This is a genomic window from Kordia sp. (genome assembly GCF_050633145.1).
Lineage (GTDB): Bacteria > Bacteroidota > Bacteroidia > Flavobacteriales > Flavobacteriaceae > Kordia.
In genome coordinates this window covers 1-15619 of record NZ_JBOEFY010000081.1, presented here as the reverse complement: position 1 = coordinate 15619, position 15619 = coordinate 1, and the positions used below count along the sequence as shown (strand labels likewise).

Below are 15619 nucleotides of genomic sequence, written 5' to 3'. Positions count from 1 at the left end.
TTAGTTATCCTGTATTCAAATATAAACAAATAAATTACTTCTAGCTAACTAAGGATAAAACTTACGGTTTTCCGTAAAATCAACTGCTAAATACGAATTGTAGATCCGCCGCGTTTTAGTTTTGTATATTCACAATAAACCAAATAGTATGAAACAAATCATTACCATCGTTTTTCTTTGTATCAGTTTTGCTGTTTTTGGACAGAAGAAGATTCATGTTTTTGTGGCTTTGTGCGATAATGTGAATCAGGGAATTGTACCTGTGCCAAAATCCTTAGGAAATGGGCAAAGTCCACGAACAAACTTGTATTGGGGCGCATTGTACGGAATGAAAACACATTTTAAACGCAGTAAAGATTGGGAATTTGTGAAGACACTTCCATCAAATAATCCTAAAATACTAGAACGCATCGTTTTCAAACATAAAACTTCAAACACGTATTTACTAGCGGATGCGTATGATGGAAAATATATCAAACAGACTACAATTGACTTTTTACAAGCAAGTAGTGGATCAAATCCCACAGAAATTACACTAAATACTAAGAAACTAAGTTTTGGAGGAAATTCGGATTTGGTTGCATATATTGGACATGATGGCTTAATGGAGTTTAGTTTAGATACCAAATTCAGCCCAAAAAACACGAAGAAACGTGACGCTATTATTTTAGCTTGCATTAGTAAAAGTTATTTTAAGCCGTATTTACGACAAACTGGCGCCAATCCATTAGTTTGGTCTACAGGATTGATGTCGCCCGAAGCATACACACTTAAATGGGCAATTGATGGCTGGATTTTAAACGAATCGGATGCAGAAATTCGCGAACGTGCTGCCAAAGCCTATCATAAGTATCAAAAATGCGGAATGCGTGGTGCAAGAGGTTTGTTGGTTACAGGATATTAAAAAACGCCTCAATACATTCATTGAAGCGCTTTATATGGAAGTTTTACTTTTATTAAACTATCCAACTAACTATTATTTTTTAAAAACTCCAGTTTCCGCTTACATCACCTCTTTTTATGGCATAACGATCTATTTCACCGTTTGAAGTATTTTGACAAGTAATACCATTATAAAAGCCAAATAAAGTAGATTCATCGAAGCCGTTACAACCATCAAAATCACGAATTGCTTGCATTCCGTCATAATCGCTTTGTGCAAAGTAAACCACAGGTTGATTGTATGTGTTGTTTGTGACTAACGGAAGCTCGTTAGTTATATACAAGATTAATTTTTGGAGTTCAATGATGTCTAAAGTTGATATGGTTCCATCACCATTTACATCAGCAGCTAAATACTGCCATATTTCAGTAAAGCATTCAAGTCCAATAAGGTGTCTTGAAATAAATACAATATCAAGTGTGCTTATTCCATTTCTCCATTGTTCATTTGTGTATTCTCCATCGGTTACATTATCATAATAAAAACAAATTGTTCCATCTTCATCACCAATAACATAATTGTTGCTATTTAAAATATCAAAATTTACAGATGTTCCTGTTGCAGCAGGAGAATTTTCTCCTGGTCTAGTAATAGTAATGAAAGTATTACCAAGCCAAGCGGTATTTGGGTCAACGCCTTTGGTTTGAACTTGTATTTGTCCGAATACAGTTCCAGGAATAAAACTAGAACCAAAACCATTCTTTTCAAGAATTTCGTTACGATGCCTGATTTGTTTTTTTTCTTGTAACACAAAATGTTCAATTACTTCTTTAGGTGCTTCTACAAACTGTTCCCAATTGTCAATTGTAATTTCTTTAGGATAGCTTTTTAAAATTTCTTCGGTGATTGTCGAAGATTCATCAAGATTGGTACTGTCTTCATGTGAACAAGCAGTTATTAATAGGAAACTAATAACTACAGGAAAAATCCATTTTAACTGTTTCATAATATCGTTTTTTAAAGTTAATTATGAATTGAAATTAAAATGGATTTTATGGTAAAACTAATTTCTATAGCGTTGGTTTATGAACTAGAGGTAGTTTTTAAAGCCTATTCACATTTGTCTGTATGCTCAAGAAGACTTCCGGTTCTAGGAGTTATTGTTGTAGGACAATCAACTTCATTAGTATTATCTCCTATATTATTTCCTTCTCCATCACCTCTTCCTTTGATGTGATTTAAATTAGCAATATTTGTTTTCTTTAATCTGATAGGCATTCCTTTTCTGTTTTTCATAATATTCGATTTTAATGTTTAATGGTTGAAATATAGTAAACAATAGGTTTGAAGACTAAAATAGATACCTTTGGTTTATGAATCAGCGGTTAAGTTTTTTATGAAAAATGAAGGGTAAATGCCTGTTTGTTTTTTAAATGCTCTAGAAAAAGCACCTTCACTTTTAAAACCTAGTTCTTCGGCAATTCCTTTGATGCTATAGGAGCGTAATACCTTGTCGTTTTTTAATTGTTCTAAAGCGTAATCAATTCGCAATTTGGTAATGTAATTGATAAACGTAAGTCCTTTATGTTTGTTTATAATCTTTGATAAATAAGAAGTATTTGTACTTAACTTTTTAGCCACCGATGTTAAGCTTGTATTTTTGTTTAAAAATGAATGACTGATTTCAAACTTTTGTAACGCATCTAGAATTTTTGAAATTTTATCATCAGGAATAATTTTTTCTTTTGTTGTTTTTGTATTCGATTTTTTAATTTTTTCAGCTTCTGCTTTTTGAAGTTTTTGCAAAAGTATTTCAAACTTTTTTTTATTATTTGTTTGATTTCTTTGATAAAGAATGAAAAATAAGAGAAGTATAATTACTAAACCTATACTTAGGTAAATTAAAGAAGTGTTTTGTTGTTCTTTTTCTTTTCCTTTTTTGGTTAGGAGATCAATTTTCTCTTGCCAAGTTTTGTTATCATATTCATGAGTTACTTTAAAATTGAGCGCTTTTTCAATGCTATCATTGGCATCACTGAGTTTAAGTCCCAGAATAGAATTCTCTAAGGCTTTATCTAATTGCCCAAGTGTATCGTAGCTTTTTGCCAAAAGACTAATGATCTCTTGGTATTCAAAATGATCAAGGTCTATAGCTTTTTTCAACACTTTTATTTTTTCTAATACAGTAATACTTTTTTCAAAATTTCCAATGTCATAATATGCTTTTCCTTGAAATCGATATACAGGAAATAAATTTCGCTTTCTTCCTAAGATAGTCATTAAACTATCCGCAGTATTAAGACTCTTTAAAGCAGAATGATATTCTTTTTTTAAATAAAAAATAATACCTTTTAAAGCATGATAAAATCCTAAACCATCCTTGTCATTAGAATTAATAGAACTTTCTTTAATTATTGGAAGATATTTCTCGGCTAGATTTAAATCAAAATAAGTATACGCAGAACAAAGCCCAATAATTGAACTTACATAACTTGAAGTATATGCAGAATCATTTTTTAAGGGTTCTAAAATCACTTTATTTTTTAAAAATAGTTTTGCGGCTTCTTTGTGTTTTCCTAAAACAGTTTTTACACCGCCAATACCTTGATTTGAAAAAATTTGATAATTTATATTTTTTGTGATTCTGGCTAATGAGTCAACTTTTAAATAATATTTAATAGCTTTATCATACTTTCCAAAATCATAATAGATAGTCCCTTTTCTACTTATAGCTACTAAGAGCATTTTTTCATCCTTTTCTGTTGTAAAGTAGTTTATGCTTTTTTCTAATAAAGAAATTGCTTCTGATAAGTTTCCTAAATAAGACTCTATATAAGCTTGTTTTATGAATGCACTGTATTTTTCACGATCATCTTTTTCTCTAATAGCTTTTTTGATAAGCGCTTCTGCATACTTCTTTGCAGTTTTTGGGTTTGAAAATTGAAATTTTGAATACGAAGACTTTAATTCCTTAAAAGATAATTGCTGTAACGAATCCTTCTCCTGAGAAAACAAAGTTCCAAAAAAACATAAAAACGACAGTAAACAGAGGTAGTAACGAAAACTCATGAAGTAAATAGATTAGAAAAAATAAAACATTGTACTGGGAATAGGTATTATAGTTTTATGTCTTCTAAGATAAGAAAAAAAGAAAGTAATTTCTCCTTTTAACAAATTCTTATTACTCCAAAATATCTGCTACAATTTTTAAGTGATGATTGGTATGTACTTCCAAGAACCGAATGGTTTGCGCTTTGTTCAACATCCCAAATACAGGATGATTAAAGTTTGCATTGTCTTCTAAGTTTTGAAGTTCTTCTATGTTTTTTCGTGCTTCTAACAATTGCCTTAAAATATCATCTGTTAAAATAATAGCTGGCGGACGTACATTTTGTGGCGATTCTGCTCTTCCACGAGGAATGACTCCAGCAGTTAATGACATAATTCGTGGTACATTAAAAGAAGTCTTATAAGTTGTTGGATTAGAGCTTTCTAGCGCTTCTGTAAGTCTATTGGTGGTTTTCAGCATATGATCCAAATGCCAAGCGACATCAGCTTTGGAAACCTCTTCGTTTGTAGCGTCTCTAGATTTAATGTTATTTTCTATTTCTGATAACAGAGGAAGTAATACTTCGGGGTTGGATTGGTTCATTCGGATTTTTATAAAAATGAATAAAAAAATAATAATGGCTAGTACAATTAAAAGAATGTGTCTTTTCATAATGCTATTTTTTTAATGGTTAGGAAAACGCTTTGCCTTATGAGAAACAAAGCGTTTCCTAGAGTTGAATTAAATAAATGAACTAATTAAAATTGTAATCTATAACCGATATCTGGGAAGAAACCAATCTGATTTACTTGATCTACATTGTTTGTCAAGCGATTGTAACGACGTACAAATACATTCTCCTGATTGGTCACGTTTTGTAAATCCACAAAAAATTGATGTGATAATTTCTTTTTCTTACTATTAATTTTAATTCCAAACTTAAAATCCCATCTGAAATAATCAGTATACTGTTGACTAAAAGCAACATCTTCTTGCAGTATTTCAAAACCAGCTTGTTGTGAGGCTTGCAGATCTACAGGTGTAAAATAACGTCCGCCAGCAAAAGTGACACGTGTATCAAAGAATAGTACATTTTGTTTTTCTTTTCCAATCGCAAATTCGCGTCCAGCCAATACATTAAAAACATATCCATTGTTAAAAGGTGTGTTGCGCTCAATGTCATCGCTGCCTTTGTACTTACTTTCAAAAATTGAAGTGGTTAACAAACCATAATAACCATCGCTAAAGAATTTTTCAAGTGTTAATTCCAATCCTTGATTGTATCCTGTACCATTATTTGTCAGTGAAACACGATCGTTGTCAAACGCAAAATCGGTTCCTTCCGTCAAAGAAGAATAACTTGAAGGAAATGCTTCTACAGCAGCATTATCAATATCTTGGTAATACGCTTCTAATTTTCCGCGCCAGCCGTTGGCTATTTTTACATCATATCCAACAACATAATGCGTGCTTCTTGTGAAATCTAAATTTTTATTTGATTGCACCAACTGACCATTAATTTCTTCATTTAAAAATAATAAAGGCAATGGTGCTTGCTGATGATGAATTCCGAAACCAAAATTTAAACGGTGTTTCGGCGCAATTTTGTAACTCAAAGCTGTTCTAGGTTCTAATACAAATTGCTCATTTAAATTGGTGTATTGTGCATGCAAACCTGCATTTAAGGTTAATCTTTTTGTCAACCTAAATTGTCCTTGTATATAAGGTTGTAATAACCCAAAACTTTCGTCTGTATTACGAAATGTAAACAAATCGGGATCGCCATCGTTATTTGTATCAGCTTGTTTTTCACGATCGCGCAAAAGAGATTCTATTGTAAAGTTTTCATATAAAACACCTGTTCTTAGGGTAATTTTACTACTTAGCTTTGTGTTGAAAAGTGTTGAAAATGTAAATCGACTTTGTGTATCATCTGTTTCAGTATAACGAATAGTGCGTTCTTGTGGTGTGTTTTTATCAATAAAACGATCCGATTCAAACGTATTTGTTGAGGTAGACAATGAAACAATAGTTTTCAAATAACTCTTACTTCCAATGTTTAATCTGTGATTCAATCCAACCACACCAAAACCAGATTTTACAAAAGAATTTTCATCTTCCGCAGAAAACAAATCATCTTCATCAATATCATCACCCAAAAATTCAATATCAGAATTTCCAAGAATTCCAAACAAGCTTAAATTTCCGAATTTTCCAGTTCCGAAATCGACATTAAAAGAGATGTCGCTGTAATTTGGTGTAGCCGAAGTTCCTCCAGCACCAGAACCTAATAATCCAACAAGAGAATAACGTGCGGCCACTAAAAACGAACCTTGTTTTTTGCCCAATGGACCTTCTGCCATAGCTTCAACACCTGTAAAAGCACCAACTTGTGCCGTAAATTCGTAATTGTCAATATTTCCTTTTCGGAAACCCAAATCAAATACGCCACCAAGCGCATTTCCGTATTCGGCGGGAAACGCAGATGTTAAAAAATCGGAGTTCTTCAACATGTTTGTATTTAAAGCAGAAACTGGTCCGCCAGTAGTACCTAAAGTAGAGTAGTGGTTTGGACTCGGAATTGGAATGCCTTCCAAGCGCCATAACAAACCAGTGGGTGAGTTTCCACGAATTACAATATCGTTTCTACTATCGTCTGGCGCGGAAACTCCTGCGAAATTTGCAGCCAATCGTCCAACGTCACTTCGTCCACCAGAAAAACGATTTACTTCTTCCAAACTAAACTGTCGTGCAGAAACGGTTGCGAGTTTATTTATAGTACGATCTTTATTTGTTGGAGTATCTAAAACGACAGCATCTAACTGATCGAATGCTTCTTCCAAACTTACATTTACAATGGCATCTTTTCCTGTGGTAACTACAATATTTGGAATGGTAATAGATTCATAACCAATATAACTTACGCGGATATTTTGTCGTCCAAGAGGTGCATTTTCAAAGGTGTAATAACCGTTCATATCTGTAGTAACACCAACTGGATTTTCTGTGTTGAGTAATTCGATGGTTGCACCTGGTAGTGGGGTTTCTGATTGTTTGTCTAAAATTTGACCTTTTATAATTCCTGTTTGCGCAAAACTGAACGTACAACAAAGGACAAATAATATAAATAGTTTGTTCATGATTTCTTAGTTTATTTCATCAAATTTGAAGGAATGAAATCATATATAAAATGAAGAAAATTTAAGTTGTAGTATTTCTGTTTGAATCGTAAAAAAGAACTTTTTAGACGTGAATTTCCCTTAAAATCCTTGAGATTCAATTGAATGTTTGAATTTGACAGTTCAAGTGATTATTTAACAATTGAAACTGTGAAGCTTATTTTAGACATAAATATCTCCTTATCTTTGAAATTACTTGTACACTGAATGCATGATTAAAAAAACATATTTAAAGAAGTTACTTATCCGATTCCTCATTATTACTGTGGTGTTTTTTTTAGTAAAATCTACCATTGATCATGATGAAATGGAGCCTGTTGTAGATTTCACGGCAACTTTTTATTATATCTCAGCTTTTACATTATTTATGCTTACGTGGGAAGTAAATGATTGGTTGATGCGTCGCGAAAAAAAATCAGCAGTTGTTTCGAGTGTAACGGTTTCTAGTAGTATAAAAACCTTATTAACTACGATGGCAATTGTGTTGCCAGTAGCAGCTACTATTTATTATGTGGGAATTTTTGAAATAGATGGTATTTGCGATTTAGGACCTGAGAAATCGTGGTTGCGTTTTCGAATAGATTTCTTGCGTGCCGCTTTGCTAACAACGTCACTTACAATATTCAATCAATTTTACAGAACTACGCAAGAAAAGAAAGAAATAGAAACGTCATTACAATTGTTAAAGAAGGAAATGATGACGTCTAAATATAATTCATTAAAAAGCCAGATAAGTCCGCACTTCTTGTTTAATAGTTTAAATACATTAACATCACTTATGTATGAAGATCGCGATTTGGCTTCAGATTTTGTATCGCGCTTAGCAACTTGCTATCGATACATCTTAGACAATCGGGAAACAGATTTGGTGAGTTTGGAAAAAGAAATACAGTTTTTAGATTCGTTTATTTTTATGATGAAAGTTCGTCATGATGGTGCAATTGCCATTCATACAAATATAAATACCAAACCACACAAATTTGTCATTCCAACCTTGTCAATTCAGATGTTGGTTGAAAATGCATTGAAACATAATTATTATTCGAAAGAACAACCAATTACGATCGATATTTTTACAAAAGATGATCTACTAATTGTGCAAAACAATATGCGAAAACGTTCCGATTCGCAAGCATCAACACAATTAGGCTTGGCAAATATTAAAAAAAGATATGCGTTTTATACCAAAACTGAAGTCTTAATAGAAGATACGGGACAGCAATTTAAAGTAACCATGCCATTACTCTCTAGTGATTTGATTAACGAACAAAAAGAACTTACAGAAACAGCCAACGTATGAAATGAGCCATAACCATCAGTTGACACCTGTCAAAATGGCTATTGGCGAATTCTATCTGACTAAATTCATAAAATAAAAAAACAGATGAAAGCGTTAATTATAGAAGACGAAGATATAGCTTCAAGACGATTGCGAAATTTGATAGAAGAGTTAGCGCCAGATTGTGAAATTTTAGCGCAACTTTCTTCTGTGGAAAGTGGAAACAAATGGTTTCAAGAAAACGAGTTGCCCGATTTAATATTTTTAGACATTCAATTGAATGATGGTTATGGTTTTGATGTGATTGATAGACTAGAAAAACATCCGCCAATTATATTTACAACAGCATATAATGAATATGCAATTCGCGGTTTTAAGTATAACGGATTGGATTATTTGTTGAAACCTATTGATAAAGCCGAACTTAAAAAAGCACTTAATAAATATACAAGCACGATTGATAGTCGTCAGCAAAATACCACGGATATTGATACGTTGCGACAATTATTCAAAAAAGAATACAAACGTCGTTTTATGGTAAAAGTTGGCAATCAATTTAAAACCTATAAAGTAGAAGATATCGCGTATTTTATGGCTGATGAAGGTGTTATTTTTCTCTACACAAACAACGGTCAAAAATGTCCTATTGAATACACTATTGATCAGTTGGAAGAAATTTTAGATCCAATTCACTTCTTTCGCATCAATCGAAAATATATGGTTTCGGTAAATGCCGTACAAGAAATTCATAGTTACTTTAACAGCAGATTGTTATTAAAATTAAATCCTTCACAAGAAGAACAAATTATTGTTTCACGTGAACGCACGACCAATTTTAAAAAATGGTTGGATATGTAAGTTTTGAAGTCAAAAAAAGAAAACCATTACCAAAATAGAATCATTTTGATAATGGTTAATTTTTCAGCTCGTTAAGCTAAGTATCTGAAGTTTTTTTTAATGATCACATACACGAACAGTGTTGCATTCGGCAACCAAAGTGAAGCAATCCCACCAAGTTGCCTGAACTGGACAATGTGTATAACAAGTATTGTAATACTTATTTGTAATCTCGCAAGTAGTTCCAGTTACACCACCTTTTACAGAACTTGTCTCTAAAGTAGAAATACTTCTTTTGTTTAAGCTTAATTTGATTTTTGCTTTTTTCATAATTACATGGTTTATGGTTATTGCATGAAATTTAGAATGTATTTGCTGCTGAACCAATTTTTGTAAAGTTCATTTTATAAAATAGAGGTACAGTTTTTTAGGAGCCAGCAATACTGTCAGGCCTTGTAGTTACTGTATGCGGACAGTACAGCGGTTTTGTGCAACAGTGTGTTTCATTACTTACCGGAATCTTTGCTCCGCCGGTAAGGGCAAGATTTGCAATGTTAACTTTTTTTAATTTCAAGGAAACGGAAGGAAATTCTTGTTTTTTCATGATTGGGAATTTGTATAATTATTTTCCTTGAATATAGATAATACGCAGGCTTATAGGAAAAAGAATGACGTTTATTTTATAAAATGAATGCAATATTTTACCCAAAATTAAGTCCAATCACAGTTAGAAACTTTTTTAACTGTGATTGGACTGTAAATCAATCGTTTTGATGTTGAAAAATACAAGTTAACATGGTTTTGCCTTGCCTGTCAGTAGTTACTCTGGCTGCTGTAAAAGAGATTACATGCCTGGTTTTCATAATTACTAATAAAACGTATCTGCTATTGATTGTTTTGTTGGTTATTTGGTGAAGGGCTATAGGTATTAAAACTATCAGGTCTTGTAGATACTGTAGTTAAGCAAACAGGAAATTGTGTGTTTTGCGGGCAGTTATCAGATGTGGTAGTTTCAAGATTACCTGTATTTTTATTTACGCCTTCATCTCCTCCTTTTAAAGAGGTTACACGTGCAATACTGACTTTTTTTAACTGTAAAGAAATCGAAGTTAATTTTTGTTTTTTCATAATGTTAAATATGTTAATGATTTTCTTTCTCTAAGATAGGACACAACTAGGTTTGAAAGAAAGCAAGTCACATTCGTTTTATGAAATAGACGTTAGATTTTTGATGAAAAATGATGGGTATATTCCTGTTTGTTTTTTAAAGGCTCTTGAAAAAGCACCTTCACTTTTAAAGCCTAATTCTTTAGCAATAGCTTTAATGCTATACGATCGTAAAACTTTGTCATTCTTTAACTTATGAAGTACATAATTGATGCGTAATTCGGTAATGTAGTTTTTGAATGTAATGCCTTTTTGTTCGTTGACTATTTGTGATAAATAGGTCGTATTTGTGTTTAATTTTTTAGCGACAGAAGCCAAGCTGGTATTTTGCTTTAGAAATGATTCAGATTTTTCAAATTTTTGGAGTCCATTCAAGATTTTGGTAATCTTCTCATCGGAAATTTGAAATTTATTAGACGCTTCTGCGATTTCTGTTTTGACAGGTTCTGCAGCTAGTTTTTCTACTAATTCATCAAACTTCCTCTTATTGTCACGTTGTTGTTTTTTGTAAATCCAAAATAGAATCACTAATGCTGTAAGTAGTCCAATTGACACAATCCATAATGAAGTATTTTGCTTTTCTTTTTGAGTAGATTTAATTTCTAAAGTTGTTATTTTACCTTCTAATGTTTTTTTATCGTATTCTTTTAAAATGGTATATCGAATACCTTGTTGAATGGTATCTGTATACGAAAGATTGTGTGCTAAACGATAATTTTCTAAGGCTTTTTTAGTGCTATCAATTTGTTCGTAACTATTGGCAAGTAGTGAAAGTACTTCTCTATACTTAAAATCGTCAAATTCAATTTCCTTCTGCAATGTTTTAATCGCTTCAAAAGCAGTGATTGCCTCAGGAAACATTTTTTTCTCGTAATATGTTTTCCCGCGAAAGCGATAAATAGGATATAAATTTCGCTTAATATCTAACATAGAAACCATGCTGTCTGATTTTGCCAAAATAGCCAAGGCTTTGTCGTATTCTTTGCGCTTGTAGTTTATAATTCCTTGCAATGTATAAGAATAGCTCAACGCATCAATATCATTTTGTTCAATACTTAATGTTTTGAGCTCTTGTAAATACTTGGTTGCTTTTTCGAGATCAAAGTACGTATATGCAGAACAAAGTGCTATCAACGTATTTAAATACAGCGTGTGGTATTTTTTCTCTTCTACAATAGGAGCTATAATATCTTTATTTTTCAGGAATAATTCTACAGCACCTTTATGATCGCCTGTAATATTTTTAACAGAGCCAATACCTTGATTTGCATAAATTAGGTAGCGTATATTTTTTGTTACTGTTGCTATAGAATCAAACTTTAAATAATTTTTTGTTGCTTCGGCGTATTTTCCAAACCTGTAATAGGTTCTTCCTTTTTGGCTTAAGGCGCTTATGTGTAAAGATGATTTTTTTTGTGTTTTAGCATACAAAATACAGGAGTCAATATAGTGCATAGAAGCTTCCATGTTTCCAAAATAATTTTCGGAAGAAGCTTTTAATAAAAAAGCAGTATTTTTTTCTAATACATTCCCTTCTCTAGTTGCCTTTAATATCAATGCTTCTGCGTACTTTTTTGCTAATTTAGGGTTGGTGTATTCTAAATTTCTATATTGATCTTTTAATTCTGTATAAGAATTCTGAATAAGTGAATCGAGCTCTTGAGAATGCATAACAGCAACACAAAAGAAAAAGAAAATATATTTTAGAAATTTCATTAGATCAAAATGATTTTATAGAGTCTAATATAACTGAAAAAAGAAGCCCTTTATTGTTTTTTAATAAAGGGCATGATTTTTTTTGTTTATGTACAGTGATGAAATATCGAAAGTGTACAAGGAACGCGAAAAGTATTTCCACCTCCAAATAATTTATTAGAAGCTTTTTTGTGCTTCAATGTTGCAATTGGCTTTTTGCTAAGCTTCAAACTTTTTAATTCTTGTTTTTTCATAATATAAATTTTTATGTTAATACATTAGAAAGTTATTGTCATTGCACTTTGTTACCCAACTATATGAAAAAAACAAAGCCTTTTATCATTTGATAAAAGGCTTTGCAATATATTATTAAGATCTAATTCTTAGTATCTGTAGTATTCTGGTTTGAATGGTCCTTCAACTTTTACACCGATATAATCAGCTTGTTCAGTAGAAAGCTCTTCTAATTCAACTCCAATTTTAGCTAAGTGTAAACGTGCTACTTTTTCATCTAAGTGTTTAGGTAACATGTATACGTCATTTTCGTACTTGTCAATATTGTTCCAAAGCTCAATTTGCGCCAATGTTTGGTTTGTAAATGAGTTACTCATTACAAAACTTGGGTGACCTGTAGCACAACCTAAGTTTACTAAGCGTCCTTCAGCTAATAAGATGATGTCTTTTCCGTTTACAGTATACTTATCTACTTGTGGCTTAATCTCTACTTTCGTGTTTCCGTGGTTGTCATTTAACCAAGCAACAGCGATTTCGTTATCAAAGTGTCCAATATTACAAACAATCGTTTTGTCTTTCATAGCTTCAAAATGCTTTCCAGTAACGATATCTTTGTTTCCTGTAGTTGTAATAACAACATCAGCATTTCCAACAACATTCTCTAACTTCTTTACTTCAAAACCGTCCATTGCAGCTTGTAAAGCACAAATAGGATCAATTTCAGTAACCGTTACAATACTTCCAGCGCCTTTAAAAGAAGCAGCAGTTCCTTTTCCAACATCTCCGTATCCACAAACAACAACTCTTTTTCCAGCTAACATTACGTCAGTAGCTCTACGAATAGCATCTACAGCACTCTCTCTACATCCGTATTTGTTATCAAATTTAGATTTAGTAACAGAATCGTTAATGTTAATTGCTGGCATTGGTAATGTACCATTCTTTACTCTTTCGTATAATCTGTGAACTCCAGTTGTAGTCTCTTCAGATAATCCGTTAATTCCTTCTACTAATTCAGGATATTGGTCTAAAACCATATTTGTTAAATCTCCACCATCATCTAAAATCATGTTCAATGGTTTGCGATCTTCTCCAAAGAATAATGTTTGCTCAATACACCACTCAAATTCTTCTTCGTTCATTCCTTTCCATGCGTATACTGGAATTCCAGCTTCAGCAATAGCAGCAGCAGCTTGATCTTGTGTTGAGAAAATATTACAAGAACTCCAAGTAACTTCCGCTCCAAGAGCTTTTAAAGTCTCAATTAAAACAGCAGTCTGAATTGTCATGTGTAAACAACCTGCAATTCTAGCACCTTTTAATGGCTGCTCGTCTTTATATTCTTCACGAAGACTCATAAGACCTGGCATTTCAGCTTCAGCTAATTCGATCTCTTTTCTTCCCCATGCTGCTAAAGAAATATCTTTAACCTTATATGCTACGTAAGGAACTGATTTTGTGCTCATACTTTTTCTTTTTTTATGTTTGAATAAATTATGGTTTGTGACCTAAAATATGTTTAAATTCGCTGCATAACTTTATTATACTAGTTGCATCTCAAAAGTTTGCGAGTGCAAAGGTACTAAATAACTTTTTAATATAATGGCTCTTTACAAAACTATAACAGTAAATAAACATACTAAAGTGCTGATTTGGAAGATAGAAGAGTCTTTTGAAGAATTAAATAGTGATATACAACTTACAAATCATTGTCAACAACGCCTTGACGGAATGCGCTCTGAAATACATCAACGTGGCTTCTTAAGTGTCCGTCATTTATTGGCAGTATGCGGATATACAGATTTTGACCTGTATTATGACTCTGTCGGAAAGCCGCATTTAAAAGATGGAAAACACATTTCAATAACACATTCGTTCAATTTTTCGGCAATTATAGTAAGTGATACCATTCCTGTGGGAATTGATATTGAAAAACAGCGTGACAAAATTTTACGCATCGCACATAAATTTACACCATTACAAGAATACAAAACCATTGCCAATCATGAAGCTTTGGTACGTAAAGTAACAATAGTTTGGGGTGGAAAAGAAGCCATCTATAAAGTATATGCCGAAAAAGGATTAAGCTTTTTAAAACATATTGATATTGACGATTTCTCTATGGAAGCTTCTCAAACGATAGGAAATGTATATTATGGAAAAGAAACAGCTAGGTATTCATTAGATTTTTTAGAGTTTGAAGGATTTACCTGTGTATATGCTTTAGAAGAAAATCGCTAAGAAGATGAAGCAAGTGATATACGAAGAAATAGTAAAAGCAAAAAAAGGCAATCAAAAATTATTGGCTGTCTTGATTGATCCTGATAAAATGGAAGTTGATCATATTCCTGAATTTTTTAAAAAAGTACATGCATCAATCATTACACATGTATTTGTTGGCGGAAGTACAGATGTGAAAAAAAAGATGGAAACGATTGTAAAAACGATCAAACAACATACGTATTTGCCTGTGTTGATCTTTCCTGGAAGTCATGAGCAAATTACAGAAACTGCAGACGGAATTTTATTTTTATCCTTGCTTTCTGGACGGAATCCGAAGTATTTAATAGAACAGCAAGTACAATCTGTTGAAAAACTAATCAATACAAGTTTAGAAATTATTCCAACAGGTTATATTTTAATTGATGGTGGCGTAAAAACCGCAGTTCAGCGCGTAAGCGAAACAGAACCAATTTCACAAGATACTATTGAAGTCATCTTGCATACCGCTTTGGCGGGACAGTTCTCAGGAAAACAACTCATATATTTAGAAGCAGGAAGTGGCGCTAAAAAAGCTGTCAAATCCGAAATCATACAAGAAGTTTCAAGCAAATTACAAATTCCATTGATTGTCGGCGGAGGAATTCGATCCAAAAAACAATTAAACGAAATATACGAAGCTGGCGCAAATTTGGTCGTCATCGGAACAGCTTTTGAAGAAAATGAAGACTTTTTTTTAGAATTGAGCGTTTGAAATTTTAAATTATAAATGTTGAATTTTAAATGTAAAAGTATTTTCGAATAAACAAACAACAAACAACAAACAACAAACAACAAACAACAAACAACAACAACCAACCAAATGAACATATCAGTAGAACTCACCTTAACGCCTTTACAAGATGACTTTGAAACGCCTATTATCAACTTCATTAAAAAGCTGCGAACTTCTGAATATACAGTACTCGAAAATCCGTTAAGCACACAAATTTATGGTGATTATGACGGAATTATGAAACTATTAACTGCTGAGGTAAAAACAGCATTTGAAAATGAAAAAAACATTCTACTAACGA

General features: G+C 32.4%; 17 protein-coding genes. 6 read left to right on the top strand and 11 right to left on the bottom strand.

What is annotated here, in order from left to right:
* The first annotated feature begins 148 nt into the window (after positions 1-148).
* Positions 149-904 carry a hypothetical protein gene (locus tag ACRBBL_RS26460; protein ID WP_431372119.1) on the top strand — a complete coding sequence of 252 codons (756 nt, stop codon included), beginning with the start codon at positions 149-151 and terminating at the stop codon, positions 902-904.
* A gap of 79 nt (positions 905-983) precedes the next feature.
* On the opposite strand, the gene ACRBBL_RS26455 is transcribed toward ACRBBL_RS26460, so the two are convergent.
* The 5 genes from ACRBBL_RS26455 to ACRBBL_RS26435 form a co-directional block, all read right to left on the bottom strand.
* Positions 984-1889 carry a hypothetical protein gene (locus ACRBBL_RS26455; RefSeq protein ID WP_431372118.1) on the bottom strand — a complete coding sequence of 302 codons (906 nt, stop codon included), beginning with the start codon at positions 1887-1889 and terminating at the stop codon, positions 984-986.
* 104 nt (positions 1890-1993) lie between these two features.
* Positions 1994-2179, bottom strand: coding sequence for a hypothetical protein (locus ACRBBL_RS26450; protein ID WP_431372117.1), 186 nt, complete (start codon positions 2177-2179; stop codon positions 1994-1996).
* 75 nt (positions 2180-2254) lie between these two features.
* Positions 2255-3952, bottom strand: a complete 1698-nt coding sequence (locus ACRBBL_RS26445; RefSeq protein WP_431372116.1) for a helix-turn-helix domain-containing protein — start codon at positions 3950-3952, stop codon at positions 2255-2257.
* A 112-nt stretch (positions 3953-4064) separates the two neighbouring features.
* Positions 4065-4604 carry a DUF1569 domain-containing protein gene (locus ACRBBL_RS26440; RefSeq protein WP_431372115.1) on the bottom strand — a complete coding sequence of 180 codons (540 nt, stop codon included), beginning with the start codon at positions 4602-4604 and terminating at the stop codon, positions 4065-4067.
* An 86-nt stretch (positions 4605-4690) separates the two neighbouring features.
* Positions 4691-7072 carry a TonB-dependent receptor gene (locus tag ACRBBL_RS26435; RefSeq protein WP_431372114.1) on the bottom strand — a complete coding sequence of 794 codons (2382 nt, stop codon included), beginning with the start codon at positions 7070-7072 and terminating at the stop codon, positions 4691-4693.
* 250 nt (positions 7073-7322) lie between these two features.
* Between ACRBBL_RS26435 and ACRBBL_RS26430 the strand changes: the two genes are divergently transcribed.
* A complete protein-coding gene (locus tag ACRBBL_RS26430; RefSeq protein WP_431372113.1) occupies positions 7323-8411 on the top strand; it encodes a sensor histidine kinase in 1089 nt (362 codons plus the stop codon).
* An 84-nt stretch (positions 8412-8495) separates the two neighbouring features.
* A complete protein-coding gene (locus ACRBBL_RS26425; protein WP_431372112.1) occupies positions 8496-9248 on the top strand; it encodes a LytR/AlgR family response regulator transcription factor in 753 nt (250 codons plus the stop codon).
* A 96-nt stretch (positions 9249-9344) separates the two neighbouring features.
* On the opposite strand, the gene ACRBBL_RS26420 is transcribed toward ACRBBL_RS26425, so the two are convergent.
* The 6 genes from ACRBBL_RS26420 to ahcY all read right to left on the bottom strand — a co-directional run bounded on the left by ACRBBL_RS26420 (position 9345) and on the right by ahcY (position 13789).
* Positions 9345-9557, bottom strand: coding sequence for a hypothetical protein (locus ACRBBL_RS26420; protein ID WP_431372111.1), 213 nt, complete (start codon positions 9555-9557; stop codon positions 9345-9347).
* Positions 9558-9654: 97 nt separating this feature from the next.
* Positions 9655-9831 (bottom strand): hypothetical protein, encoded by a 177-nt coding sequence (locus tag ACRBBL_RS26415; RefSeq protein ID WP_431372110.1) that lies wholly within the window; start codon positions 9829-9831, stop codon positions 9655-9657.
* A 281-nt stretch (positions 9832-10112) separates the two neighbouring features.
* A complete protein-coding gene (locus tag ACRBBL_RS26410; protein ID WP_431372109.1) occupies positions 10113-10355 on the bottom strand; it encodes a hypothetical protein in 243 nt (80 codons plus the stop codon).
* A gap of 78 nt (positions 10356-10433) precedes the next feature.
* Positions 10434-12110, bottom strand: coding sequence for a helix-turn-helix domain-containing protein (locus ACRBBL_RS26405; RefSeq protein WP_431372108.1), 1677 nt, complete (start codon positions 12108-12110; stop codon positions 10434-10436).
* 86 nt (positions 12111-12196) lie between these two features.
* Positions 12197-12343, bottom strand: a complete 147-nt coding sequence (locus ACRBBL_RS26400; RefSeq protein ID WP_431372107.1) for a hypothetical protein — start codon at positions 12341-12343, stop codon at positions 12197-12199.
* Between the two features lie 129 nt (positions 12344-12472).
* Positions 12473-13789 (bottom strand): adenosylhomocysteinase, encoded by a 1317-nt coding sequence (gene ahcY / locus ACRBBL_RS26395; protein ID WP_431372106.1) that lies wholly within the window; start codon positions 13787-13789, stop codon positions 12473-12475.
* A gap of 136 nt (positions 13790-13925) precedes the next feature.
* Here ahcY and ACRBBL_RS26390 point away from each other — a divergent pair, with 136 nt between their 5' ends.
* The 3 genes from ACRBBL_RS26390 to ACRBBL_RS26380 form a co-directional block, all read left to right on the top strand.
* Positions 13926-14564, top strand: a complete 639-nt coding sequence (locus ACRBBL_RS26390; protein ID WP_431372105.1) for a 4'-phosphopantetheinyl transferase family protein — start codon at positions 13926-13928, stop codon at positions 14562-14564.
* 4 nt (positions 14565-14568) lie between these two features.
* Positions 14569-15297, top strand: coding sequence for a geranylgeranylglyceryl/heptaprenylglyceryl phosphate synthase (locus ACRBBL_RS26385; RefSeq protein WP_431372104.1), 729 nt, complete (start codon positions 14569-14571; stop codon positions 15295-15297).
* A 108-nt stretch (positions 15298-15405) separates the two neighbouring features.
* A partial coding sequence (locus ACRBBL_RS26380; RefSeq protein ID WP_431372103.1) for a hypothetical protein occupies positions 15406-15619 on the top strand: 214 nt, incomplete at its 3' end.

Bases quoted from the DNA above. Each gene is read 5' to 3' on its own strand.
- ACRBBL_RS26460 (WP_431372119.1), top strand. From the start codon at position 149: ATGAAACAAATCATTACCATCGTTTTTCTTTGTATCAGTTTTGCTGTT.
- ACRBBL_RS26455 (WP_431372118.1), bottom strand. From the start codon at position 1,889: ATGAAACAGTTAAAATGGATTTTTCCTGTAGTTATTAGTTTCCTATTA.
- ACRBBL_RS26450 (WP_431372117.1), bottom strand. From the start codon at position 2,179: ATGAAAAACAGAAAAGGAATGCCTATCAGATTAAAGAAAACAAATATT.
- ACRBBL_RS26445 (WP_431372116.1), bottom strand. From the start codon at position 3,952: ATGAGTTTTCGTTACTACCTCTGTTTACTGTCGTTTTTATGTTTTTTT.
- ACRBBL_RS26440 (WP_431372115.1), bottom strand. From the start codon at position 4,604: ATGAAAAGACACATTCTTTTAATTGTACTAGCCATTATTATTTTTTTA.
- ACRBBL_RS26435 (WP_431372114.1), bottom strand. From the start codon at position 7,072: ATGAACAAACTATTTATATTATTTGTCCTTTGTTGTACGTTCAGTTTT.
- ACRBBL_RS26430 (WP_431372113.1), top strand. From the start codon at position 7,323: ATGATTAAAAAAACATATTTAAAGAAGTTACTTATCCGATTCCTCATT.
- ACRBBL_RS26425 (WP_431372112.1), top strand. From the start codon at position 8,496: ATGAAAGCGTTAATTATAGAAGACGAAGATATAGCTTCAAGACGATTG.
- ACRBBL_RS26420 (WP_431372111.1), bottom strand. From the start codon at position 9,557: ATGAAAAAAGCAAAAATCAAATTAAGCTTAAACAAAAGAAGTATTTCT.
- ACRBBL_RS26415 (WP_431372110.1), bottom strand. From the start codon at position 9,831: ATGAAAAAACAAGAATTTCCTTCCGTTTCCTTGAAATTAAAAAAAGTT.
- ACRBBL_RS26410 (WP_431372109.1), bottom strand. From the start codon at position 10,355: ATGAAAAAACAAAAATTAACTTCGATTTCTTTACAGTTAAAAAAAGTC.
- ACRBBL_RS26405 (WP_431372108.1), bottom strand. From the start codon at position 12,110: ATGAAATTTCTAAAATATATTTTCTTTTTCTTTTGTGTTGCTGTTATG.
- ACRBBL_RS26400 (WP_431372107.1), bottom strand. From the start codon at position 12,343: ATGAAAAAACAAGAATTAAAAAGTTTGAAGCTTAGCAAAAAGCCAATT.
- ahcY (WP_431372106.1), bottom strand. From the start codon at position 13,789: ATGAGCACAAAATCAGTTCCTTACGTAGCATATAAGGTTAAAGATATT.
- ACRBBL_RS26390 (WP_431372105.1), top strand. From the start codon at position 13,926: ATGGCTCTTTACAAAACTATAACAGTAAATAAACATACTAAAGTGCTG.
- ACRBBL_RS26385 (WP_431372104.1), top strand. From the start codon at position 14,569: ATGAAGCAAGTGATATACGAAGAAATAGTAAAAGCAAAAAAAGGCAAT.